This is a genomic window from Caulobacter sp. LjRoot300, from assembly GCF_964253875.1.
Lineage (GTDB): Bacteria > Pseudomonadota > Alphaproteobacteria > Caulobacterales > Caulobacteraceae > Caulobacter.
On record NZ_CAXUSA020000002.1, the window covers coordinates 608959 to 632699 of the forward strand.

Sequence of the window (23741 nt, forward strand, 5' to 3'; positions counted from 1 at the left end):
CCTGGAACGGACCCTCGATTCGGCGTGTAACCCGGGAATGTCAGGATCGCCGGCGAATGTTGCAGAACTGACGGACGCCGCGATGCATAAACACCTCGCCGCCGCGACGCAGTCCCGCGGCCGCCGTCCAGGGAGACCCGCGCGATGCTGTACCTGCTGGCCAAGGCCGCGATTTCGGGCGTGATCATCGCCCTGGTGTCCGAGATCGCCAAGCGCCAGCCGGGCTTCGGCGCCCTGGTCGCCTCGCTGCCGCTGATCTCGATCCTGGGCATGCTGTGGCTGTGGCGCGACACCCATGACGTCAAGCGGATGGCGACCCATGTCGAGGCCACCTTCTGGTATGTGCTGCCGTCCCTGCCGATGTTCCTGATCGTGCCGGCCCTGCTGCGGCGGGGCGTGAACTTCTGGGCGGCGCTGGGGGCCGGTTGCGTGGTCACCATCGGCCTCTATCTGACGATGACGGCGATCGGACCGCGTTTCGGGCTGAAGCTCTAGCGGCTCATGGGCCGCCCTCGTCCTTCGACAAGCTCAGGATGAGGGCTACTCTTGCGGTGGTGGCGTTCGAATTCCTCATCCTGAGCTTGTCGCCAAAGCAAACTGGGGACGAGGAATTCGCCCCCTAGCGCTCGATGTTGACGCAACTCGGCACGAATACGGTTAGAAGCCCGGCCATGAATCGCTCCAACAAACGCATCGCCTTCCTCGCCCTGATCGTCTCCGGCCTCTGCTGGGGCCTCGGCTTTCCGCTGGGCAAGCTGGTGCTGCGCGAGACCGACTCCGCCCACATGGTGCTGCTGCGCTTCGTGGTGGCGGCGGTGGTCGCCGCGCCGTTCGCCCTGCGCGGCGCCGAAACGCGGGCCCTGTTCCGCTCGCCCGTCGTCCTGTTGGCCGGCGCGCTCTATGGCGTCGCCTTCATGGTGCAGTTCGAGGGCCTGGCCCATGTCAGCGTCACCCTGGCGGCCTTGCTGGTCGGGGCCATGCCGGCCCTGATCGCCATCGCGGCCAAGCTGCTGGGCGAAAAGGTCAGCCGCGCCTCGTGGGCCGGGGTCGCCGCCGCAACCCTGGGCGCCGCCCTGATCGCCGGCAAGCCCGAAGGCGCCGGCTCGCCGCTGGGCGTGGCCCTGTCCCTGGGCTCGCTGTTCATCTTCCTGGCCTGGCTGACGGTGCTGCGCCGCGCGCCCAAGGCGCCCAACGAGATGGCCATCCCGGCGGTGACGGTGATCGTCGCCGCCGTCACCGTGGCGCCGATCGCCTTCCTGATGCACGGCCCGCCGAGGCTGGACCTCAGCCCGGTGGCCTGGAGCGGGATCCTGGGCCTGGGCGTCCTGAGCACCCTGGTGGCCACCGCCGCCTGGCAGTTCGGCTCGGCCCGGGTCGACAGCGCCAGCGCCGGGGTGTTCATCAACATCGAGCCGCTGATGGGCGCCTGCGTCGGCGTCATGCTGTTCGGCGACCGCCTGACCTGGGCCCTGGCCGCCGGCGGGCTGATGATCATCGCCGGCAGCTTCGCGGTGGTGCTGGGCGAGCGCCGGAGCCAGCCCGTCTGCGCCAGCGCGGGGCCGATTTAAAACCCTCTCTCTTTGAGAGAGGGAGGGGCCCATGGCGAAGCCATGGGAGGGTGAGAGGTTACACTCTCACCGGATAGATCGCTGTCGTTCAGCGGATACTCCGATCGCGCCCCTATCCATAGCGGCGGTCGTCGTGCGCCTTCTTGCATCTGGAAGCGTTGTGGAACCCCTTGGAACTACCGGCCAGCGGTGAAACCTCTCACCCTCCCACCGCTTCGCGGCGGGCCCCTCCCTCTCTCCATGAGAGAGGGTCTTGGTGGGCGCTCAATCCAGCGCATTCCGACACGCCGCCGCCATGGCGATCGGGCCCAGCGCGACGGCCGCCGCCGAATAGGCCAGCAGCAGGAACAGGCCGCCGGTCCACGGCAGGCCGCCGGCCAGGGCGTCCAGGGCGCCGGCCCCGAAGATCACCGGCGGCACGTAGAGCGGCAGGACGATCACCGCCACCAGCAGGCCGCCGCGCTTGGACCCCAGGGCCAGGCTGGCTCCCAGTCCGCCCAGGAACGAGAAGGCCAGGCCCCCGGCCAGGGCGCAGGGAATCAGCAGCGGAATGATGACTGGCGACGCCCCCAGGGCCAGGGCGGCGACCGGGGCGGCCAGGGCCAGGGGCGCGCCGGCCGCCAGCCAGTGGGCTAGGCACTTGGCCACGGCCACGACCTCGAGCGGGGCCGGACCCAGGGCCAGCAGGTCCAGCGCCCCGTCCTCGAAATCGCGCTCGAACAACCTTTCCAGGGAGAGCAGCGCCGCCAGGGCCAGGGCCAGCCAGGCGATGCCGGGGGCCAGCGACGCCAGCCGCTCGGGCGCGCGGCCGGCGGCCAGGGGCAGCAGGGTGACCACGCAGGCATAGAAGGCCAGGGCCAGCAGCGGCCCGCCGCCCTTGCCCCAGGCCAGGGCCAGCTCGCGGCGCAGCAGGACGAGGAAGGCCTTCATCCTCCCACCTCGACGACCTGGCAAGGCACAGGCAGGGGATCGTGCACGGCGGCCAGCACCATGCCGCCGCCGGCCAGGTGCTCGGCCATCAGGACGCCGAAGCCCTCGCGATGGCCGGCGTCCAGCGGGGCCATCGGCTCGTCCAGCAGCCACAGCGACCGGGGGCTGGCCAGCAGCCGCGCCAGGGCCACGCGCCGCCGCTGGCCGGCCGACAGGCGGCGGACCTCCAGGTCGAGCAGGCGGTCCAGGTCCAGCCGCGCCGCCGCGTCGCGGGCCGAGGCTTCGGACCCGCCCGTCCAGCGGGTCTGGAACAGCAGCTCCTCCCAGGCCGAGCGCGTCGACTTCAGCCCGTCGTGATGGCCGACCAGGTGCAGGGCGTCCGACCGCGCGACCTCGGCCTCCAGCGGGCCGGCCTCGCCGTCGAAGCCGATGACCCCCTGCGACGGCCGCAACAGTCCCGCCACCGCCCGCAACAGACTGGTCTTGCCCGCGCCGTTACGCCCCGTCAGCGCCACCGCCTGTCCGGCCGAGATCTCCAGATCAAGACCCGAGAACAACCGCCGTTCGCCGCGAACAAGACTTAAGTCCTTGATGCGAATAGTTCTCAACATAGGCCGCAAGCCCTCAAGACCCTGCCCTGTGCATGGACGTTGCCCACGGCGACGGCTAAGAAGCCCTCGGCCGTCACCCTCCGCATTGGATGGGGCGTACGCGGCGCGAGGATGGACGCTGTGGGTCCGCCTCGATCGCGCGATCCCTGGAGAGGTTTTCCGGCGGCCGTGGACAGAGAAGGGATCCTTCGAAATGGCGTCTATAGACAGCCTCAAAACCCGCCGCGAACTCGTCGTCGGCGGCAAGACCTACGTCTATTACAGCCTTCGCGCCGCTGAGGAAGCCGGTCTGGCCGACGCCAGCAAGCTGCCGGTGTCGATGAAGGTGCTGCTGGAGAACCTGCTGCGCTACGAAGACGGCGTGTCGGTCAACGAAGCCGACCTCAAGGCCGTGGCCAACTGGCTGAACAACAAGGGCAGCGTCGAGCACGAAATCAGCTTCCGCCCCGCCCGCGTGCTGATGCAGGACTTCACCGGCGTTCCGGCCGTCGTCGACCTGGCCGCCATGCGCGACGCCATGGTGTCGCTGGGCGCCGACCCGGCCAAGATCAACCCGCTGAACCCCGTCGACCTGGTCATCGACCACTCGGTGATGGTCGACAACTTCGGTTCGCCCAAGGCCTATGACGAGAACGTCGCCAAGGAATACGAGCGCAACATCGAGCGCTACCGCTTCCTGCGCTGGGGCTCGTCGGCGTTCAACAACTTCCGCGTCGTGCCGCCCGGCACCGGCATCTGTCACCAGGTGAACCTGGAATACCTGGCGCAGACCGTCTGGACCGCCGCGGTCGACGGCGCCGAAGTCGCCTATCCCGACACCGTGGTCGGCACCGACAGCCACACCACCATGGTCAACGGCCTGTCGGTCCTGGGCTGGGGCGTGGGCGGCATCGAGGCCGAGGCGGCCATGCTGGGCCAGCCGATCCCGATGCTGATCCCCGAAGTGATCGGCTTCAAGCTGACCGGCGCCATGCCCGAAGGCGCGACGGCCACCGACCTGGTGCTGACCGTCACCCAGATGCTGCGCAAGAAGGGCGTGGTCGGCAAGTTCGTCGAGTTCTTCGGCGACGCCCTGGCCAACCTGACCCTGGAAGACCAGGCGACCATCGCCAACATGGCCCCGGAATACGGCGCCACCTGCGGCTTCTTCCCGATCAGCGCCTCGACCGTGGCCTATCTGAAGGGCACCGGCCGCGACGCCGCCCGCGTCGCCCTGGTCGAGGCCTACGCCAAGGAGCAGGGCCTGTGGTGGGAGCCCGGCGTCGCCGAGCCGACCTTCACCGACACCCTGGAGCTGGACCTGTCGTCGGTGCTGCCATCGCTGGCCGGCCCCAAGCGTCCGCAGGACCGCGTGCTGCTGACCGAGTCCGCCGGCAAGTTCGCCGAGTCGCTGGCCGGTGAATTCGGCAAGGCCGAGGCCCCCAACGCCCGCGTGCCGGTCGAGGGCGAGACCTTCGACGTCGGCCACGGCGACGTGGTCATCGCGGCCATCACCAGCTGCACCAACACCTCCAACCCCTCGGTGCTGATCGCCGCCGGCCTGCTGGCCAAGAACGCGGTGGCCAAGGGCCTGAAGGTCAAGCCGTGGGTGAAGACCTCGCTGGCCCCCGGCTCGCAGGTGGTCACCGACTACCTGCTGAAGGCCGGCCTGACCAAGCACCTCGATGCTCTCGGCTTCAACCTGGTCGGCTACGGCTGCACCACCTGCATCGGCAATTCGGGCCCGCTGCCCGAGAACATCAGCAAGGCCGTCAACGACGCCGACCTGGTGGCCTGCTCGGTGCTGTCGGGCAACCGCAACTTCGAGGGCCGGGTGAACCCGGACGTCCGCGCCAACTACCTGGCCTCGCCGCCGCTGGTGGTGGCCTACGCCCTGGCCGGCTCGATGAAGATCGACCTGACCACCCAGCCGCTGGGCCAGGACAAGAAGGGCAATGACGTCTTCCTGAAGGACATCTGGCCCTCGAACGAGGACATCGCCGCCCTGCAGCGCAAGTCGGTCACCGAGAAGATGTTCGCCAGCCGCTACGGCGACGTCTTCAAGGGCGACAAGAACTGGCAGGGGATCAAGATCACCGGCGGCCAGACCTACGCCTGGGAAGGCGACAGCACCTACGTGCAGAACCCGCCCTACTTCCCCAACATGTCGATGACCCCGACTCCGGTCACCGACATCGTCGAGGCCCGCGTGCTGGCGGTGTTCGGCGACTCGATCACCACCGACCACATCAGCCCGGCCGGTTCGATCAAGAAGACCAGCCCCGCCGGCCAGTACCTGATCGACCACGGCGTCGACCCGCTGGACTTCAACGGCTACGGCGCTCGTCGCGGCAACCACCAGGTAATGATGCGCGGCACCTTCGCCAACATCCGCATCCGCAACAGGATCACCCCGGACATCGAAGGCGGCGTGACCAAGCACTTCCCCTCGGGCGAGGTGATGTCGATCTATGACGCGGCCATGAAGTACCAGGCCGAGGGCCGCCCGGCCGTGGTGTTCGGCGGCAAGGAATACGGCACCGGCAGCTCGCGCGACTGGGCCGCTAAGGGCACCAAGCTGTTGGGCGTCCGTGCGGTGATCTGCGAAAGCTTCGAACGCATCCACCGCTCGAACCTGGTCGGCATGGGCGTGCTGCCCCTGCAGTTCGTGCAGGAAGGCTGGCAGAAGCTGGAACTGACCGGCGAAGAGATCGTCTCGATCCGCGGCCTGCAGGACCTGTCGCCGCGCAAGCAGCTGATCGTCGAGCTTTATCGCCCGACCGACGGCCGCATCGCCCGCTTCCCGGTCCGCTGCCGCATCGACACGCCCACCGAGCTTGAATATTTCAAGAACGGCGGCGTGCTGAACTACGTGCTGCGCAACCTGGCCAAGGCCGACTAAGGCCCCGGTCAGGGCGCCTTCAGCGCCGGACGAGATCGAGCCGGGCCCGAAAGGGCCCGGCTTTTTCTTTGCCCGGGGCCGTCGCGCACCCTGCAGTTGACGGTTTTTGCGTGGAAAGCTCGCCTTCACGGCCTCGTGAACGGTCATCGTCCGCGATCTTGGCTTAAGTGCCCCGCACATGCGTCAGGCCTTTCTCACTCTCCTCGTCACGACTCTCGCGAGCCTTTCGGCCGCGCCGGCGCTCGCCGCGAAACCGCCGGTGGTCGTCGAGTTGTTCACCGCCCAAGGGTGCTCGTCCTGCGGCAAGGCCAACCAGGTCGTCGCCGACATGGCCGACGAGAAGGGCGTTCTGGCCCTGACCTATTCGGTCGACTACTGGGACTATCTGGGCTGGACCGACACCTTCGCCAAGCCGGCCTTCGCCGCCCGCCAGCGCGCCTACGCCACCCGGTTCTCGCTGCGCGACGTGCCGACCCCGCAGGTGGTGGTCGCCGGCCACCAGCAGGCCTCGGGGGCCAAGGCCGAGGCGGTCGAGACCCTGGTCAAGGAGGCCGCCAAGGCCCCGTCCGACTCGCCGGACATGGAGTTCGTCGGCGACGGCCGCCGCGTCGCGGTCGGTTCGGGCCCCGCGCCGCGCGGCGGCGGCGAGGTCTGGCTGGTGCGCTACGACGCGCGCGAGCAGGACATAGCCGTCAAGCGCGGCGACAACCGCGGCCAGACCCTGGTCCACCGCAACGTCGTGCGCGAACTGGTCCGCCTGGGCCCCTGGACCGGCCGGCCCAGGCTGTACCGCCTGCCGCCCCCCGTCGACGAGACGCTGAAGACCGTGATCATCGTCCAGGGCGCCAAAGGCGGCCGGGTGATCGGCGTGCTGCAGGAAGCCCCGGAGAAATAGAAGATCCTCCCCCTGTGGGGGAGGTGTCGGCGCAGCCGACGGAGGGGGGAGTTGTCGGATCGTCGATCCGTAAAGCCGCCCTCGTAGCACTCCCCCCACCGATCGCTTCGCGATCGCCTCCCCCACAGGGGGAGGACCCGCGCCCAAAAAAGAAAAGCCCGCGCGGGGAGGGGACACCGCGCGGGCCTCTTAGGGGAGGGGAATGTTAGACCGTCGGCCAACCGAAGCCCGGGTCGGAGGGCTGGGGGGCAATCAGGGTCCGAGCCAGGACGTCCGATCAGCCGACACTGCTCTTATGACGGGCCAAGCCGGCGCTGGAAGGGCGCGAACAAGGTCGTTTCACGGCCGTTCGTGTCGGGGATGTGTCCGCACTTCCGCGGCAGGTACAGCGCGCACGCGAAAACCCCGCGTGGAGAGGGGCGCCACGCGGGGTCTCGAGCGGGTATCGAATAGAGGGGTCGTCTGTCGGCCGACCGGCCCACGATCAAGGGGGCTGGGGGGGCTGTTCAGGATCCTGAACCGCAGGATGTCCGATCAGCCGACACCCTCAAGATGGCGGGGCAAGCGGGCGGCGGCGGGTCCAAATTAAGGTCATTTCGTGACCGGCGGCGGCGGGCCGGACATTATCAAGCGCGACTGTAGCGTCGCCGCAACGCCGGCAAGGAGCGTGCACGGCGCCGCTCGCGTCCGGGCCCGATTTGGGTTTAGGATTCGTCCGATGGCCCTGGATTCCCGCCCCGCCGCCGGCGTCGTTTTCTTCGAGCGTCGCGAGATCGACCAGCTCCTGCGGCTGTATGGCCGGATGGTCGCCGCCGGCGAATGGCGCGACTACGGCATGGCCGGGACGATCGACCACGCGGTGTTCTCGGTGTTCCGCCACGCGGCCGAGTCCCCGCTCTATCGCATCGAGAAGCGTCCCGCCTTGGCGCGCAAGCAAGGCGAATGGGCGGTGATCGGCCAGGGCGGCCTGACCCTGAAGCGCGGCCACGACCTCAGCCAAGTGCTGCGGATGTTCGACAAGGGCCGGTTCAAGGTGGTGGATTGAGGATTGCCCTGCGTCCTTCGAGGCCCGCTGCGCGGGCGCCTCAGGATGAGGGCCTCTGTTGTTGCTGAATTCCTCATCCTGAGGTGCGTAGCGAAGCGAAGCCTCGAAGGACGCAGGGCCGCCCAAAACAAAAGCCCCTGCGGTTTTCCGCCGGGGCTTTCGCGTTTCGGGTTCGAACCCGGATCTAGCGGCGCGAGCCGAAGATGCTGAGCAGGAATTGGAACAGGTTGATGAAGTTCAGATAGAGGTTCAGCGCGCCGTAGTTGGTGGCCACGGCCATCGAGTTCTGGTCGCCGCCCATCTGGTAGTAGCTCATCTTCAGGTTCTGGGTGTCGTAGGCGATCAGGCCCGCGAAGATGAACACGCCCAGGATGCTGATGATGAAGCTCAGGCCCGGCAGGTGCAGGAACATCTGGACCAGCGAGGCCAGCACCAGGCCGATCAGGCCCATGATCAGGAAGCTGCCGAAGCCGGTCAGGTCCTTCTTGGTCGTGTAGCCGAACAGGCTGAGGCCGCCGAAGGCGATGGCGGTGATCAGGAACGTCGTGAACACCGACTGGATCTGGTAGACCAGCAGCCACAAGCCCAGGCCCGCGCCGATCGAGGCCACCAGCGCCCAGTACAGCGCGCCGGAAGAGCGGGCGGTCGGGTTGCGCATGGCGAAGATCGACACCAGGATCATGGCTAGCGGCGCGAAGCGCAGCACCATGCCCAGCACCGTGAAGCCGACAAGGCGGCCCTCAGGGGTCTGGACGTAGAGCAGGCTGGCGACCGGCGCGTAGGCGGTCGTCAGGAAGGCCAGGGCGGCGGAAAGCAGAAGACCCAGCGCCACCTTGTTGTAGACGCCGAGCATGAAACTACGCAGGCCGGCGTCAACCGACATGTCGGCGCGATCCGCCGGGATCGAGCGCGCGTAGCCGCGGTTGAAGTCGTTCATCGGGTTAAGGCCCTTCGAAAAAGCAGCGCGCCCATCTTGGGCGCCTCCCGAATATCGGGGCCCGGCGAGTATCATGCAAGATGTTGCGCTTTCCGTGGCGCGCGCCGCCCTTAAGATGGATCCGGCACATCCTTGAAAGGGGCGACATGGACTACGTCGAACTCGGCCGGACCGGCATCCAGGTCTCGCGCTGCTGCCTGGGCACCATGACCTGGGGCTCGCAGAACAGCGAGGCGGAAGCCCACGAACAGATGGACTACGCGCTCGCTCAGGGCGTGACCTTCTGGGACACCGCCGAGATGTACGCCAGCCCGCCCAATCCCGAGACGCAAGGATCGACCGAGCGCCATATCGGCTCGTGGCTGAAGAAGACCGGCAAGCGTCAGGAGATCGTCCTGGCCTCCAAGGTGGCCGGCCGCGGCGCGGCGTTCGGCGGCCTGTCGTGGATGCGGCCGGACGGCGGCTCGACCCGCCAGACCAAGGCCCAGATCGACTACGCTGTCGAGCAGTCGCTGAAACGCCTGCAGACCGACTATCTGGACCTCTACCAGCTGCACTGGCCCGACCGCCCGGTGCGGGTGTTCGGCGGCCAGACTTTCAAGGACTACGAACAGGACTTCGAGGCGTTCGGCGACATCCTCGAGGCGCTGGACGCCCATGTGAAGAAGGGGACGATCCGCTCGGTCGGCGTCTCCAACGAGTTTCCGTGGGGCGTGATGCGCTTCCTGGCGGAGTCCGAACAGCGCGGCCTGCCGCGCATCGCCTCGATCCAGAACGCCTACCACCTGGCCAACCGCACCTTCGAATACGGCCTGGCCGAGATCGCCATGCGCGAGCAGGTCGGCCTGCTGGCCTATTCGCCCCTGGCCCAGGGCGCCCTGACCGGCAAGTACCTGGACGGCAAGCTGCCGGCCGGCTCGCGCAAGGCGCTCTACAACCGCATGCAGCGCTACGAAGGTCCCGGCGCCGAGGAGGCGATCCGCGGCTATGTCGAGCTGGCCGGCCATTTCGGCGTCGACCCGGCCCAGCTGGCCCTGAAGTTCTGCGACACCCGCGAGTTCGTCACCGCCACCATCATCGGCGCCACCTCAATGGTGCAGCTGAAGACCAATATCGCCGCCTTCGACCTGGCCTGGACCGAGGAGATGGAAAAGGCCGTCAACGCGTTGCACGCCCTGCAGCCGAATCCGTGTCCCTAAATCCTCCCCCTGTGGGGGAGGCGGCCGAAGGCCGGTGGGGGGAGTTGTAGGGTCGTCAATCCGAGTTGTGGTCGCCTTCCGACCATCCCCCTCCGTCGGCTTCGCCGACACCTCCCCCACAGGGGGAGGATCGGCTAAAACCTCTCCCATGATCCGCCTGTTCACCGCCATCGCCATCCCCGCCGAGCTCGGCGAGCACCTCCTGCCGCGTCAGCACGGGATCGAGGGCGCGCGCTGGCGGCCGCGCGAGGCGTTCCACGTCACGCTGAAGTTCATCGGCGACGTGCAGGAAACCACCGCCGCCGACCTGGACGAGGAACTGCGGGGGATCCAGGCCCCGGCCCTGGACCTCGAACTGCAGGGCGTCGGCCATTTCGGCGAGGGCGTCGAGATCCACGCCGTCTGGGCCGGGCTCGCCGAGAACCCCGACCTGCGCCACCTGGCCAAGGCCAACGAGAGCGCCGCCCGCCGGGCGGGCCTCAAGCCGGAAACCCGGGTCTACACCCCGCACGTCACCCTGGCCTATCTGAAGCGTCCGGCCGTCCCCGAGGTCGCTGCCTGGATCCAGGCCAACAACCTGCTGCATTCGCCGCCGTTTCGCGTCGACCGCTTCGGCCTCTATTCCAGCTGGCGGACCAGCGAGGGCTCGGCCTATCGGCTGGAGGCCGAGTATCCGCTGGGCTGAGGCCGTGCGTCCTTCGAGGCCGCTTCGCGGCGCCTCAGGATGAGGAGCGTCTTGCTGAAATCCTCATCCTGAGGTGCGAGGCGTAGCCGAGCCTCGAAGGACGCAAGGCGTCGGTCAGGGCCGAAACGTCCAAGAACGCCGTTCGCTCTTGCGGTTTGATCCCGCGGCGCGGCAGATGACGGCGGCGCTTGAACGTCCGGAGACCCGCATGTCGCTCTATCTGTTCGCCTTGCTGATCGGGGTGGTCGCGGGCCTTCGCGCCATGACCGCTCCCGCCGCCGTCGCCTGGGGCGCGCATCTTGGCCTGGTCCCGCTCGAAGGCACGCCGTTGGCCTGGCTGAGCGGGACGATCGCGACCTGGACGTTCACCGCCCTGGCCGTCCTGGAACTGGTCGGCGACCAGCTGCCCAAGACCCCCAGCCGCAAGGTCCCGGTGCAGTTCGGCACGCGGCTCCTCGGCGGCGCGTTTTGCGGGGCGGCGGTCTGCATCGCGTCGGACGCCTGGATCGCGGGCGCGGTGCTCGGGGCGATCGGCGCCGTAGTCGGGACCCTGGGCGGGGCGGACGTCCGCGGCCGCCTGGCCAAGGCGTTCGGCCGCGACCTGCCGGCCGGCCTGCTGGAGGACGTGGTCGCCGTGGGCGGCGCGGCCCTGGTCGTCTCGGCCCTCTGACCATGGCGGCTCAACGCTTCGACGCCATCATCATCGGAGCCGGTCAGGCGGGGCCGTCGCTGGCCGGCCGCCTGACCGGCGCCGGCTGGACCGTCGCCCTGGTCGAGCGCAAGGACTTCGGCGGCACCTGCGTCAACACCGGCTGCATGCCGACCAAGACCCTGGTGGCCAGCGCCTACGCCGCCCACCTGGCGCGGCGGTCGGCCGAGTACGGCGTCGTCCTCCAGGGCGAGGTCGCGGTGGACATGAAGCGGGTCCACGACCGGGCCCGGGCGGTCACCCTCAACGCCCGCGGCAACCTGGAAAAGTGGCTGGGCGGCATGAAGGGCTGCACGGTCTTCCGAGGCCACGCCCGCTTCGAGAGCCCCGACATCGTGCGGGTCGGCGACGCGCTGCTGACCGCCCCGAAGATCTTCCTCAATGTCGGCGGCCGCGCCAATGCGCCGGACATGCCCGGGTTGGCCGACATCGCGTACCTGACCAATGTCGGCATGATGGAGGTCGAGACCCTGCCCAGGCACCTGGTCATCGTCGGCGGCAGCTATATCGGCCTGGAGTTCGCCCAGATGTACCGGCGGTTCGGGGCCGAGGTCACCGTGGTCGAGATGGGCCCGCGCCTGATCGGCCGCGAGGACCCGGAAATCTCCGACGCCGTGCGCGAGATCCTGCAGGCCGAGGGCGTGAACATGCGCCTCAACGCCGAATGCATCGCCTTCGCGCCCGGCAAGAAAAAAGGAGGCGAGGAAGGCGTCTGCGTCCACGTCACCTGCGAGGACGGCGCGCCGCAGGTGATGGGCTCGCACGTGCTGCTGGCCATCGGCCGCAAGCCCAACACCGACGACCTGGGCTTGGACAAGGCCGGCGTCGACCTCGACCCGCGCGGCTACGTGGTCGTCGATGACCAGCTGAAGACCAGCAACCCCGGCGTCTGGGCGATGGGCGACTGCAACGGCAAGGGCGCCTTCACCCACACCGCCTACAACGACTTCGAGATCATCGCCGCCAACCTGCTGGACGACGATCCCAGGAAGGTCAGCGACCGTATCCCCTGCTACGGCCTGTTCATCGACCCGCCCCTGGGCCGTGTCGGCCTGACCGAGGCCCAGGCCCGCGCCGCCGGTCGGCCGCTGCTGGTCGGCCAGCGCCCGATGACCCGCGTCGGCCGCGCGGTCGAGAAGGGCGAGACCCAGGGCTTCATGAAGGTGGTGGTCGACGCCGAGAGCAAACAGATCCTCGGCGCGGCGATCCTGGGCCTGAACGGCGACGAGGCGGTCCACGGCCTGATCGACCTGATGTACGCCAAGGCGCCCTATACGGTGATCCAGCGCGCGGTGCACATCCACCCGACCGTGTCGGAGCTGATCCCGACGATGCTGGGCGAGCTGAAGCCGCTGGCCTGATCCCTCCGGGGACATGCACTCGTGCGTGTCCCCAAGTTCGCCATGAAAACCGTCGGAGCGAACCGTTCGTACATCGATGGGGACACGCACAAGTGCATGTCCCCGGCGGCTCACGCCACCGCGTGGTCCTTCAGCACGCCCAGCGGCACCACCGCCAGCATTTCCTCGTGCGTTGCCTCCAGCACCACCTGCGGGGCGACGCCGGCGTCGAGGGCTTCCTTCCAGCGGCCGGCGCACAGGCACCAGCGATCGCCGGGCAGCAGGCCGCGGAAGGCGAATTCCGGGCGCGGGGTCGACAGGTCGTTGCCGGTGGCGGCCGAGAAGGCCAGGAACTCCGCCGTCATCACCGCGCAGACGGTGTGCAGGCCCAGGTCGTGCGGCCCGGTCTCGCAGCAGCCGTTGCGGTAGAAGCCGGTCACCGGGTTCAGCGAGCAGGGCTGCAGCTCCTGGCCCAGGACGTTCTTGGCGGTGTCGTCGTAGCGCGTGGTCATGGCGCCGAGCTTAACCCCATTCCGGGGAATGTGGCCGGGGAATCTGGCTTACAACGCGTGACGGCTTCCGGCGGCGGCGTTCCGGTGCTTAAGAGGAAGGACGACAGCAAGACGTCTCGCGGGAGCCTCATGTCCGACCTCGCCCGGCCGCGCCGCAGCGCCCTGTACATGCCCGCCTCCAACGCCAAGGCGGTGGAGAAGGCGCGCACGCTGGACGCCGACGTGATCATCCTGGACCTCGAGGACGCCGTCGCCCCGGAGATGAAGGACGCCGCCCGCGAGGCCGCCGTGGCGGCGGTCAAGGCCGGGGGCTTCGGCCCGCGCGAAGTGGTCGTGCGGACCAACGGCCTGGACACCCCCTGGGGCGAGGCCGACCTGAAGGCGCTCGCCGAGGCCGGCCCCGACGCGGTGCTCGTGCCCAAGGTCAACGACGCCGCCGACGTCCACGCCTACCAGGCCGCCCTGCATGCCGCCCCGGCCCACACCCGGCTGTGGACGATGATCGAAACCGCCAAGGCCGCCTTCCACCTGTGGGAGATCGCCGCCGCCGCGCGCGCCACCCGGCTTTCCGGCTGGGTGATGGGAGTCAACGACCTGGCCAAGGAGATGCGGGCCCGCCAGACGCCCGGCCGCGAGGCCTTCCTGCCGATCCTGTCGCTGTCGGTCGCCGCCGCACGGGCCCACGGCCTGACTATCCTGGACGGGGTGCACAACGACATCGACGACCTGGACGCCCTGGACGCGGTCTGCCGTCAGGCGGTCGACTTCGGCTTCGACGGCAAGACCCTGATCCATCCCAAGCATCTTCCGATCTGCAACCGCGCCTTCTCGCCCACCGCCGACGAGATCGCCTGGAGCCGGGCGGTGATCGCCGCCTTCGCCGCCTCCGAGAACGCCGGCAAGGGCGCCCTGCGGGTCGAGGGCCGGATGGCCGAGCGGCTGCACCTGGTTCAGGCCGAACGGCTGGTGGCGGTGGCCGCCGCCATCGCCGAACGCTCCGCCGCCTAGACCCGAAAGACCGACCCAGCCCCTCATGCGCGCGCTCCTGATCTCCCTGCTGGCCCTTTCCGCCGCTCCCGTCCTGTCCTGGGCCCAGGAGGCGCCGGTCGTCACCGCGCCGGCGGCGAGCGCGCCCGTTCCGCCGGCGCCGGCCTCCAGCCCGCCAGCCCAAGCCGCCCCAACCGCCCCGGCCGCCAGCCCGGACGCCATCCCCGTCGTGGCCGCGCCGCCGGCCCCGGATACCGCGGTCTCGGCCGACCAGGCCGTCGATCCCCTGGCCGACCTGATTTCCCAGAGCGGCCCGCAGACGACCGACGAGGAAGAGGACGCGCCCCAGGCGCCGGCCCCGCCGCACAAGCCGACCATCCTGCCCATCCCCGCGCCCGATCCCGACGAACTGCCCGGCCACGCCATCCCGCAAGGCGGCTATGTGCCGGTCGCCGAAGCCTACGACCTGCGGGTCAAGGGCTCGATCCTCGCCGCCCAGGGCCTGCAGGGTCCGCTCGACGGCGGCTGGTCGATCGAGGGCCCGGGCGGGGCGGGGCTGTACGTGCTGCAGCTGGTCGACAGGGTCGGCGGCGGCGGTCCCGTGGAAGGCGCCTGGCGCGACCCGCGCCGCGCCGGGGCGGTGGGCTCCACCGGCCTGATCGACCTCGTCGACCGCTCCGACAGCGGCTTCCTGGCCCGGTTCTCGCCGCGCGCCGGTCAACTGGCGACCCTGGACCTGACGCCGCGCGGCGACGGGTCGTGGACCGGCAAGCTGAACGAGAACGGGACGCAGATCCTGGTCACCGCCCGCCGCCTGGCCCAGGCGACGGTGCCGGCCGGCTATGTCCCGACAGGCCGCGGCCCCGTCGTCTGGGGCGCGCGTCCGGCCCCGCCGCGCATCGTGGCCGCCGCCCCCGCCAAGGCGCCGGCCTGCTCGACCCGGGGCAAGAAGGGCAAGGCGCTGAAGGCCGCCAAGGCCAAGTGCGCCGCCGCCGCCCGCAAGGCCGGCAAGGGCAAGGCCACGGCGGCCAAGGGCAAGAAGGGCGGCAAGGGTAAGGCCGTCACGTCGCGCAAGGGCGCCAAGGGCAAGGCGGTCAAGGGGTCGAGCCGGAAGAAGCGCCGATAGTTCTAGACGGACAGCGCCGCCTTCGCCGCCGCGATCGCCCGCTCCAGCGCTTCAGGCCCATAGGCCTCGCCCGGCGAATGACCCCAGACCGGCCCCGGCCAGGCCGGATCGCCGGCCCGGCGGCCCACGACATGGACGTGCAGCTGCGGCGTGACATTGCCAAGGGCGCCGACATTGAGCTTGTCGACCGCCAGGCCCAGCGCGCGCCCCACGGCGCGGACGGCGGCGCCGGCCAGCACCGTCTCCTCCACCAGCCGGGCGCGGTCGGCGGGGGACAGGTCCTCCAGTTCGCGCAGCCCGGCGAGGCGTGGGATCAGCACCACCCACGGATAACGGGCGTCCAGCTGCAGGCGGACCTGGCACAGCGGCAGGTCGCCGAGCAACGCCGAGGTGGCCACGAAGGCCGGATCGAGGACAAACTCAGCCACGCCTGGGAACCGCCGCCCAATGGTCGAAATCGAGGATGACGCCGGGCGCGTGGGCCCCGGTCTCGTCCTTGTCGGGGAAGTCCGCGCAAAGCCGGTCCACCGTCGCCACGAGCCGCAGTCGCAGGGCCCCGACGCTTGGCGACAGCTCGGCCTTGTCCAGCACCTGCGACCAGGCGAACACCGTGCCGCCGGCGAAATAGGGACTGACATGGCGGCCGCCATTGATGGCCAGGATCAGGCCGGTGTTCTGCAGGCCGTTGAACGACAGGGCCTTGGCGGTCGAGATCACCACCCCGCCATAGACCAGCCGCCGGCCCGAGGGGTCCTTGCCGCGCTCGAACTGGTTGAAATGGACCTTGGCGGTGTTCTGCCACAGCCGCGTGGCCATTTGCGCCTCGGCCTCCTCGACCACCATGCCGTCGACATGGTCGATCTTCTCGCCGATTTCGTAGTCCTCATAGCTGTGCGGCGCGCCGGCGTGGGCGAAGTCGTAGCGCCTGAAATCCAGGCCCGGCGGCGGGGTCAGGTCGCCGGCCGCCACGGCCTCGGCCAGTTGCGGAACCGACGACGCCTCGACCCGTGCGGCCGGGTCGCGCTTTCGCACCATCACCCAGCGCACATAGCTCAGCACCGCCACGCCGCGCTGGTTCACGCCGGTGGTGCGCACATAGACCACGCCCGTCTTGCCGTTGGAGTTCTCCTTCAGCCCGATCACCTCGGACCGGGCCGACAGGGTGTCGCCCGGATGCACGGGCGCCAGGAATCGGCCCTCGGCGTAGCCGAGATTGGCCACCGCGTTCAGGCTGATGTCCGGCACGGTCTTGCCGAACACCACGTGGAAGGCGACCAACGGATCCACCGGCGCAGTCTCCAGCCCGCAGTCGCGCGCTAAGACGTCGGACGAGAACAGCGCGAAGCGCGGGCCGTAAAGCGCCGTGTACAGCGCCACGTCGCCGGCGGTGATCGTGCGCGGGGTGGCGTGGACGATCACCTGGCCGAGCTTGAAATCCTCGAAGAAGTTCCCCGGATCGGTCTTGCTCATCCCCGCTTCTCCCAATGGCGGCGCGAGCCGTTGTTCATGCAGTCTTGCCGCACCGCGGCGAAACGGGAAAGGGGGCTTGAGGCCGAGCGATTGCGGGCGTAGACCGCGCCCGACATTCTCGTCCACAGCCTTGACGGAGACCCCATGGCTCGCGCGAAGATCGCCCTCATCGGCGCCGGCATGATCGGCGGCACCCTGGCCCACATCGCCGCGCGCGAGGAGCTGGGCGACATCCTGCTGTTCGACATCGCCGAAGGCACACCGCAGGGCAAGGCCCTGGACATCGCCGAAGCCTCGGCCGTGTTCGGCAAGGACGTCGCGCTGAAGGGCGTCAACGACTATGCCGACATCGCCGGCGCCGACGTCTGCATCGTCACCGCCGGTGTGCCACGCAAGCCGGGCATGAGCCGCGACGACCTGCTGGGCATCAACCTGAAGGTCATGAAGGCCGTCGGCGAGGGCATCAAGGCCCACGCCCCCGACGCCTTCGTCATCTGCATCACCAACCCGCTGGACGCCATGGTCTGGGCGCTGCAGCAGTTCTCGGGCCTGCCCAAGGAAAAGGTCATCGGCATGGCCGGCGTCCTGGACTCTGCCCGCTTCGCCTACTTCCTGGCCGAGGCCACCGGCGTGTCGGTGGAAGACATCCACGCCTGGACCCTGGGCGGCCACGGCGACGACATGGTGCCGATGGTCCGTCACTCGACGGTCGGCGGCCTGCCGCTGCCGGAACTGGTCAAGCAGGGCTGGCTGACCCAGGAAAAGCTGGACGCCATCGTCGACCGCACCCGCAAGGGCGGCGGCGAGATCGTCGCCCTGCTGAAGACCGGCTCGGCCTTCTACGCCCCGGCGGAATCGGCGATCGCCATGGCGACCTCGTACCTGAAGGACAAGAAGCGCGTCCTGCCGTGCGCCACCTTCCTGACCGGCCAGTACGGCCTGGACGGTCTCTATGTCGGCGTGCCGGTCGTGATCGGCGACGGCGGCGCGGAAAAGGTCATCGAGTTCGAAACCAACGACGCGGAAAAGGCGATGTTCGCCAAGTCCGTCGAGTCGGTGAAGGGCCTGATGGAGGCCTGCAAGGGCATCGACAGCACGCTGGTCTAGGCGGGCTTCGAGCTTCGGATACGGAAAGGGCGGCTCCGAAAGGGGCCGCCCTTTTCTTTGTGCGGTGAACACTTGCCCCCTACGGATCGCTTCGCGATCGTCTTCCCCCGGAGGGGGAAGAGCCTTATGCGCGAAGGCTCCGCCCCCTATGGGGGCGGACAGGCGACGAAGTCGCCAGGTGGGGGCAAGTCCGGGCGCTAGTGGGCCGCCTCGCCGCCTTCAGCCGAGATCTCCTCCAGCGTCTTGCCCACCTGCTTGGCGCCGTAGTCCTTGGCCACGTCGCCCAGCGACAGGATGCCGGTCAGGTTTCCGGCCTCGTTGAGCACGATCAGGCGGCGGATCTGGTGGCTGGCCATCTTGGCGGTTGCGTCGGCCAGGACGTCGTCCTCCTTGACGCTCTGGACTTCGCCCTCGCTCATCGCCTCGGAGATGGGGCTGTCGAAGCTGCGGCCCTCGGCGACCACGCGCAGGACGATGTCGCGGTCGGTGACCAGGCCCACCACCTTGCCGTTCTCGACGATCGGCACGGCGCCGGTTTCGACGTGGGCCATCACCTGGGCGACCTTGCGCACGGTGTCGGTGGGGGCGGCGGTGGAGACCTGGCTGGTCATCGCGTCGCTGACTTTCATCGGGAAGCTCCTTGAGGGAGTGAATTGAACCCCCGAGAAACCCCGCGCTGACGCGCCCGTTCCGTTGCGGCCTAGCTGAAGGCCGCCCGGTTCGCCTCCAGGAACGCCGCGACCGAGACCGGCGGCTTGCCCGTCAGGGTCTCGACCACGTCGGTGACGATGGCCTGCTGGCCCTCGCCGGCGGCGTGGTCGAAGCTGGCCAGGATATCCGCGTAGAACGGCGGCAGGCCGGCGGCCACCAGGCCTTCGCGATAGGCCGCCAGCGGCAAGTCCTGGTGCTTGACCGACTTGCCCGAGAGCCGGGACAGGAGGGCGGCGACCTCGTCCTGGGTCACGGCGGCGGGGCCGGAGACGTCGAGGATCTGGCGGCCTTCGCCCTTGACCAGGGCCGCGGCGTCGGCGCGGGCGCAGTCCTCGCGGCCGACATAGGCGCGGCCGGCGCCGGCGGTGGCCGAATAGAGCGCGCCGCTGGCCACGGCCTGGGACGCGCCCATCAGCAGGACTTCGGCATAGATGTTGTGGCGCAGGATGGTCCAGCCGGGGATGGCGCTGGCGGCCAGGGCCTGCTCGGTCCAGAAGTGGTCGTCGATCACCCCGCCGCCGACCTGGGGCCGCGCGCCCGGCGCGGAGGTGTAGACCACGTGCTTGACCTTGGCCGCTTCGGCCGCGGCGATCGCGGCGCGGTGCTGGCCGATGCGATGGCCGGGCTCGCCCATGCTGTCGGTGCTGATCAGCAGCAGGCGCTCGACGCCGGCGAAGGCTTCGGCCAGCGAGGCCGGGTCGTCGAAATCGACGCGGCGGGTCTCGACGCCGCGCGCCGCCAGGTCGGCCAGCTTGGAAGGATCGCGACTGGCGGCGACGAGGCCGGGAACGCCGGCTTCGAGCAGCAGCTCGACGACGCGACGACCCAGCTGGCCGCCGGCGCCGGTGACCAGGAGGCGGAGAGAGGAGGCGCTCATGGGTTTCGTCCTTTTCAGTGGTCTCGAAATGAGACCACGTGTAAATGTGAGACTGGATCGCCGCCGTAAAGACGGCAGTTTAACGGGAGATAGGCAGCTTGAGGGAACCGCCCGCAACGAACCCGCCCACCGCCGCGGCGGCCAGCCTGGTCGAGGGCTTCCAGGGCTGGATGTCGTCGAACGACCTCAGTCCGACCGGCTGTCCGGTGCGCGACGTGCTCGATCACCTGGGCGACAAATGGAGCACCCTGCTGCTGATCGCCCTGGCCGATGGGCCGCGTCGATTTGGCGTCCTGCGCCGCACGGTGCCCGACATCTCCCAGCGCATGCTGACCCAGACCCTGCGCGACCTGCAGCGCGACGGGCTGATCGGCCGCCAGGTGTTTCCGACCAAGCCCCCCAGCGTCGAATACAGCCTGTCGCCGCTGGGGACCTCGCTGCTGGAGCCCCTGGCCGCCCTGGTGGCCTGGGCCGAACGCAACCACGCCGACATCCGCGAAGCCCGGGCGCGCTACGACGCCGAGGACGCGGCGGCCTGATCGCATCGATTTGTCGGCGTCATCCGCCCCGACGTGTTCGGGGCGAGGGTCGCGCGGCGCTTCCACCCCGTCGCGACGCAGCCTAAGACCACCCGACATCTCTCCCGGAGCCTTCATGACCCTCACCATCCACCAGGCCAGCGTCCCCGTCTTCGTCCAGGGGCTGAAGGGCCTGAAGGGCGTGCTGACCAAGGCCGCCGCCCATGTCGAGACCCGCAAGCTGGACCCCGACGCCCTGCTCAAGGCGCGATTGTTCCCCGACATGTTCCCGCTGCTGCGCCAGGTGCAGATCGCCACCGACTTCGCCAAGGGCTGCTGCGCGCGCCTGGCCGGCGAGGAGGTTCCGGCCTGGGACGACGCCGAGACCACGTTCGAAGCGCTGATCGCCCGGATCGACCGCGCCGTCGCCTATGTCGAGGGCCTGGACCCGGCCAGTTTCGAGAACGCCGAGGACCGCGACATCACCCTGACCCGCCGCGGCGAGACCAGCGTGGTCAAGGGCCTGGCCTATCTGCAGGGGCAGGCCCAGCCGAACTTCTTCTTCCACCTGACCACCGCCTACGCGATCCTGCGCAAGAACGGCGTCGAGATCGGCAAGAAGGACTATCTGGGCACGGCCTGAGGCCTCGCGGCGGCGACCCTCAGGGCCGCCGCCGGAACGCCCAGACCAAGGTCGCCAGGGCGGTGAACACCCCCGCGACCGCCGACAGAATGATCGGCAACTGACTCAAAAGCTCCTTGTCCATGACCGCACCCACTGACCCGCCAACAGCGGCGGGCTACGCGGCAGAATGACTCCCGGCCACGTCGAGTCCGGACGTATGTTCGCTTTTTGTTCCTGTTTCAGGATGCTCTCCCTGGGTCAGCCTCGCCTGCGGATCAGCTCTAAAAACCTGTCATCCCGGACAAGCTCGGCGGAGCCGAGCGCCGATCCGGGATCGCCGCAAACTCTGAGTTCACGCCCCGGTCCCGGATCTTTGCGCGCTCGTCCGGGATGACAGCCATTTTTGGTCACCGGCCCGCGACCTCAAACCACGCCCCGACCCCATCAGAGTAAACGCCCCTTAACCCTCTTGGGGCAAAACAGCGGGGTCTACGAGTGCAAGGTGACTTCTGATGGCGCGAGCGGCGCGACGATCGAGCGTTGAACTGGTCTGGGACGCGGTGCGCTACGGCTGGGCCCAGCCCTGGTCGGCCCGGTTCCGGGGCGGGGTGATCTGCGTGGTCGGCGCGGGGCTGCTGCTGTCGGTGGCCACCTACAACGCCGCCGATCCCAGCCTGAACGCCGCCACCGGCCTGCCGGCCACCAATGCGCTCGGCGGAGCCGGCGCGGCCCTGGCCGACGTCGTCATGCAGTCGATGGGCCTGGCCGGCTGGATGGCCGCGGCCCTGATGCTGGTGTTCGGCCTGTCGCGCGTCACCCAGCCCGACCCCGCCGCCCACCGCCGCGACCTGCGGGTCCGCGCCGCCGTCGGCGGCCTGGGCCTGCTGGCCCTGGCCGGACTGCTGGCCGCCCCGCCGCGTCCCGCCGCCTGGCCGCTGGCCAAGGGCCTGGGCGGGTTCTGGGGCGACGGCCTGCTGAACCTGCTGGCCGGGCTGCTCGGCTTCGCCCGCCTGCCCGGCGCCCACCTGATCGCCGCCGTGCTGCTGGCGATCGGCGCTGCCGTGGCCCTGGGCTACGCCATCGGCGTGCGCCGCATCGATCCCGAGGCGATCGGCGACCTGGTCCATGGCCTGATGCAGCCGCGCGAGCGCCCGGCCGCGCCGGTCCCGGCCCCCCAACCTGAACCCGCCGCCCGTCCGAAGGCCCCGCGCAAGGCCGCCGCGCCGGTCATCGAGATCGAACCTGAAGCCGCGCCCCGCAAGCCCGCCAAGTCGGCCAAGGCCCCGCCGCCGCCAGTCGAGGACGACGACGCCTTCGAGCCCAGCTTCGAGGTCCGCCCCCTGGCCATCGCCCAGCCCAAGGTCCCGGGCAAGTCCAACACCCGAGAACTGCGCGAGCAGCAGAAGGCCTTCGACTTCGAGGACGAGGGCGGCTTCCAGCTGCCCGAGCTGGCCATGCTGGCCAAGCCCAAGCCGCGCTCGGCCGAGTTCGACGAGGAGGCCCTGCGCCAGAACGCCCGGTTGCTGGAAAGCGTGCTGGCCGAGTTCGGCGTGCGCGGCCAGATCGACCAGATCCGCCCAGGTCCCGTGGTCACCATGTACGAGCTGGTGCCGGCCGCCGGCACCAAGACCGCCCGGGTCGTGGCCCTGGCCGACGACATCGCCCGCTCGATGAGCGTGATCTCGTGCCGCGTCGCCGTGGCCCAGGGCCGCAACGCCATCGGCATCGAGATGCCCAATTCGCGGCGCGAGACGGTCTATCTGCGCGACCTCTTGTCATCGTCCGACTACGACAAGGCCACCCACATCTTGCCCATGGCCCTGGGCGAGACGATCGGCGGCGAGACCTACATCGCCGACCTGGCCAAGATGCCCCACCTGCTGATCGCCGGCACCACCGGCTCGGGCAAGTCGGTCGGCGTCAACGCCATGATCCTGTCGATCCTCTACAAGCTGCCACCCGAGAAGTGCCGCTTCATCATGATCGACCCGAAGATGCTGGAGCTCAGCGTCTATGACGGCATCCCACACCTGCTGGCCCCGGTCGTCACCGATCCCAAGAAGGCGGTCGTCGCCCTGAAGTGGACGGTGCGCGAGATGGAGGACCGCTATCGGCGGATGTCGAAGATCGGCGTGCGCAACATCGGCGGCTTCAACGAGAAGGCCGTAGAGGCCCTGGAGAAGGGCGAGCACTTCGAGCGGACAGTCCAGACCGGCTTCGACGACGCCGGCCGGCCGATCTACGAGACCGAGAAGATCCGCCCCGAGCCGATGCCCTACCTGGTGGTGGTCATCGACGAGGTCGCCGACCTGATGATGGTGGCCGGAAAGGACATCGAGGGCGCCGTGCAGCGCCTGGCCCAGATGGCCCGCGCCGCCGGCATCCACCTGATCATGGCCACCCAGCGCCCGTCGGTCGACGTCATCACCGGCACCATCAAGGCCAACTTCCCGACCCGGATCAGCTTCCAGGTCACCAGCAAGATCGACGCCCGCACCATCCTGGGCGAGCAGGGGGCCGAGCAGCTGCTGGGCCAGGGCGACATGCTGTACATGGCCGGCGGCGGGCGGATCACCCGCCTGCACGGGCCGTTCGTCAGCGACGGCGAGGTCGAGGCGGTGGCCAAGTTCCTGCGCGACCAGGGCATTCCCAACTATCTGGAGGAGGTCACGGCCGGCGGCGACGAGGAGCAGGAAGAGGCCATCGAGGGCGCCTTCGCCGGCGAAGGCGGGGCCAACGACCTCTACGACCACGCCGTGGCGGTGGTCACCCGCGACCGCAAGGCCTCGACCAGCTACATCCAGCGCCGCCTGCAGATCGGCTACAACCGCGCCGCCTCGCTGATGGAACGGATGGAGAAGGAGGGCGTGGTCGGCGCCGCCAACCACGCCGGCAAGCGCGAGATCCTGGCCCCGCCGCCCCCGCCGATGTAGCGGCCGCCGCGGACGATGTCGGGGACAGGCGCATGCGCCTGTCCCCAGCCGTCGATGAACGCCGCTTCATCACAG

Annotated in this window: 23 protein-coding genes; 15 read left to right on the plus strand and 8 right to left on the minus strand. The window is 69.4% G+C overall.

From position 1 onward, the window contains the following. The first annotated feature begins 144 nt into the window (after positions 1-144). On the plus strand, positions 145-495 hold the full coding sequence (locus tag ACSQ2G_RS08175) for a DUF3147 family protein (protein ID WP_310086360.1): 351 nt from the start codon (positions 145-147) through the stop codon (positions 493-495). Between the two features lie 176 nt (positions 496-671). Then, positions 672-1568 (plus strand): DMT family transporter, encoded by an 897-nt coding sequence (locus tag ACSQ2G_RS08180; RefSeq protein ID WP_436029837.1) that lies wholly within the window; start codon positions 672-674, stop codon positions 1566-1568. 264 nt (positions 1569-1832) lie between these two features. On the opposite strand, the gene ccmB is transcribed toward ACSQ2G_RS08180, so the two are convergent. Continuing rightward, a complete protein-coding gene (gene ccmB / locus ACSQ2G_RS08185; RefSeq protein WP_436029839.1) occupies positions 1833-2498 on the minus strand; it encodes a heme exporter protein CcmB in 666 nt (221 codons plus the stop codon). Next, entirely contained in the window at positions 2495-3109 is a 615-nt protein-coding gene (gene ccmA, locus ACSQ2G_RS08190; RefSeq protein WP_436029841.1) for a heme ABC exporter ATP-binding protein CcmA, read from the minus strand. Before ccmA ends, ccmB begins: the two co-directional genes overlap by 4 nt. A 193-nt stretch (positions 3110-3302) precedes the next feature. Here ccmA and acnA point away from each other — a divergent pair, with 193 nt between their 5' ends. The 3 genes from acnA to ACSQ2G_RS08205 all read left to right on the plus strand — a co-directional run bounded on the left by acnA (position 3303) and on the right by ACSQ2G_RS08205 (position 7930). After that, complete coding sequence (acnA, locus tag ACSQ2G_RS08195; RefSeq protein WP_436029843.1) at positions 3303-5990, plus strand: aconitate hydratase AcnA; 2688 nt, start codon at positions 3303-3305, stop codon at positions 5988-5990. Positions 5991-6168: 178 nt separating this feature from the next. Further along, entirely contained in the window at positions 6169-6885 is a 717-nt protein-coding gene (locus ACSQ2G_RS08200; RefSeq protein ID WP_436029845.1) for a DUF1223 domain-containing protein, read from the plus strand. A 718-nt stretch (positions 6886-7603) separates the two neighbouring features. Continuing rightward, positions 7604-7930, plus strand: a complete 327-nt coding sequence (locus tag ACSQ2G_RS08205) for a DUF2794 domain-containing protein (protein ID WP_436029847.1) — start codon at positions 7604-7606, stop codon at positions 7928-7930. A 184-nt stretch (positions 7931-8114) separates the two neighbouring features. Here ACSQ2G_RS08205 and ACSQ2G_RS08210 read toward each other — a convergent pair whose 3' ends face one another. Further along, on the minus strand, positions 8115-8867 hold the full coding sequence (locus tag ACSQ2G_RS08210) for a Bax inhibitor-1/YccA family protein (protein ID WP_436029849.1): 753 nt from the start codon (positions 8865-8867) through the stop codon (positions 8115-8117). A gap of 146 nt (positions 8868-9013) precedes the next feature. On the opposite strand from ACSQ2G_RS08210, the gene ACSQ2G_RS08215 reads away from it, so the two are divergent. The 4 genes from ACSQ2G_RS08215 to ACSQ2G_RS08230 all read left to right on the plus strand — a co-directional run bounded on the left by ACSQ2G_RS08215 (position 9014) and on the right by ACSQ2G_RS08230 (position 12821). Further along, a complete protein-coding gene (locus ACSQ2G_RS08215; RefSeq protein WP_436029851.1) occupies positions 9014-10066 on the plus strand; it encodes an aldo/keto reductase in 1053 nt (350 codons plus the stop codon). Between the two features lie 148 nt (positions 10067-10214). Further along, positions 10215-10751, plus strand: coding sequence for an RNA 2',3'-cyclic phosphodiesterase (gene thpR / locus ACSQ2G_RS08220; RefSeq protein ID WP_436029853.1), 537 nt, complete (start codon positions 10215-10217; stop codon positions 10749-10751). A gap of 208 nt (positions 10752-10959) precedes the next feature. Beyond that, on the plus strand, positions 10960-11421 hold the full coding sequence (locus ACSQ2G_RS08225; RefSeq protein ID WP_436029855.1) for a DUF4126 family protein: 462 nt from the start codon (positions 10960-10962) through the stop codon (positions 11419-11421). A 2-nt stretch (positions 11422-11423) separates the two neighbouring features. Continuing rightward, a complete protein-coding gene (locus ACSQ2G_RS08230) occupies positions 11424-12821 on the plus strand; it encodes an FAD-containing oxidoreductase (protein ID WP_436029857.1) in 1398 nt (465 codons plus the stop codon). Between the two features lie 110 nt (positions 12822-12931). Here the strand turns inward: ACSQ2G_RS08230 and ACSQ2G_RS08235 are convergent, their stop codons facing one another. Continuing rightward, on the minus strand, positions 12932-13312 hold the full coding sequence (locus ACSQ2G_RS08235; RefSeq protein ID WP_028041287.1) for a DUF2237 domain-containing protein: 381 nt from the start codon (positions 13310-13312) through the stop codon (positions 12932-12934). Positions 13313-13441: 129 nt separating this feature from the next. Between ACSQ2G_RS08235 and ACSQ2G_RS08240 the strand changes: the two genes are divergently transcribed. After that, positions 13442-14320 carry an HpcH/HpaI aldolase/citrate lyase family protein gene (locus ACSQ2G_RS08240; RefSeq protein ID WP_436029859.1) on the plus strand — a complete coding sequence of 293 codons (879 nt, stop codon included), beginning with the start codon at positions 13442-13444 and terminating at the stop codon, positions 14318-14320. A 25-nt stretch (positions 14321-14345) separates the two neighbouring features. Beyond that, on the plus strand, positions 14346-15425 hold the full coding sequence (locus ACSQ2G_RS08245) for a hypothetical protein (RefSeq protein WP_436029861.1): 1080 nt from the start codon (positions 14346-14348) through the stop codon (positions 15423-15425). Positions 15426-15427: 2 nt separating this feature from the next. Here ACSQ2G_RS08245 and ACSQ2G_RS08250 read toward each other — a convergent pair whose 3' ends face one another. After that, positions 15428-15853 carry an HIT family protein gene (locus tag ACSQ2G_RS08250; RefSeq protein WP_436029863.1) on the minus strand — a complete coding sequence of 142 codons (426 nt, stop codon included), beginning with the start codon at positions 15851-15853 and terminating at the stop codon, positions 15428-15430. Further along, positions 15846-16895, minus strand: coding sequence for a MaoC family dehydratase (locus tag ACSQ2G_RS08255; RefSeq protein ID WP_436029865.1), 1050 nt, complete (start codon positions 16893-16895; stop codon positions 15846-15848). Before ACSQ2G_RS08255 ends, ACSQ2G_RS08250 begins: the two co-directional genes overlap by 8 nt. Before the next feature lie 144 nt (positions 16896-17039). Between ACSQ2G_RS08255 and mdh the strand changes: the two genes are divergently transcribed. Further along, complete coding sequence (mdh, locus tag ACSQ2G_RS08260) at positions 17040-18002, plus strand: malate dehydrogenase (RefSeq protein ID WP_436029867.1); 963 nt, start codon at positions 17040-17042, stop codon at positions 18000-18002. A 197-nt stretch (positions 18003-18199) separates the two neighbouring features. Here mdh and ACSQ2G_RS08265 read toward each other — a convergent pair whose 3' ends face one another. Then, positions 18200-18631 carry a CBS domain-containing protein gene (locus tag ACSQ2G_RS08265; protein WP_436029868.1) on the minus strand — a complete coding sequence of 144 codons (432 nt, stop codon included), beginning with the start codon at positions 18629-18631 and terminating at the stop codon, positions 18200-18202. Between the two features lie 71 nt (positions 18632-18702). Beyond that, a complete protein-coding gene (locus ACSQ2G_RS08270) occupies positions 18703-19590 on the minus strand; it encodes an SDR family oxidoreductase (protein WP_436029869.1) in 888 nt (295 codons plus the stop codon). A 98-nt stretch (positions 19591-19688) separates the two neighbouring features. On the opposite strand from ACSQ2G_RS08270, the gene ACSQ2G_RS08275 reads away from it, so the two are divergent. From ACSQ2G_RS08275 to ACSQ2G_RS08285, 3 genes are all read left to right on the plus strand, one after another. Then, the gene (locus tag ACSQ2G_RS08275) at positions 19689-20129 is read left to right on the plus strand and encodes a winged helix-turn-helix transcriptional regulator (protein ID WP_436029871.1); all 441 of its coding nucleotides are present in this window, start codon (positions 19689-19691) and stop codon (positions 20127-20129) included. A 115-nt stretch (positions 20130-20244) separates the two neighbouring features. Then, the gene (locus ACSQ2G_RS08280; protein WP_436029873.1) at positions 20245-20751 is read left to right on the plus strand and encodes a DUF1993 domain-containing protein; all 507 of its coding nucleotides are present in this window, start codon (positions 20245-20247) and stop codon (positions 20749-20751) included. A 494-nt stretch (positions 20752-21245) separates the two neighbouring features. Further along, on the plus strand, positions 21246-23666 hold the full coding sequence (locus tag ACSQ2G_RS08285) for a DNA translocase FtsK 4TM domain-containing protein (RefSeq protein ID WP_436029875.1): 2421 nt from the start codon (positions 21246-21248) through the stop codon (positions 23664-23666). Positions 23667-23741 lie beyond the last annotated feature (75 nt).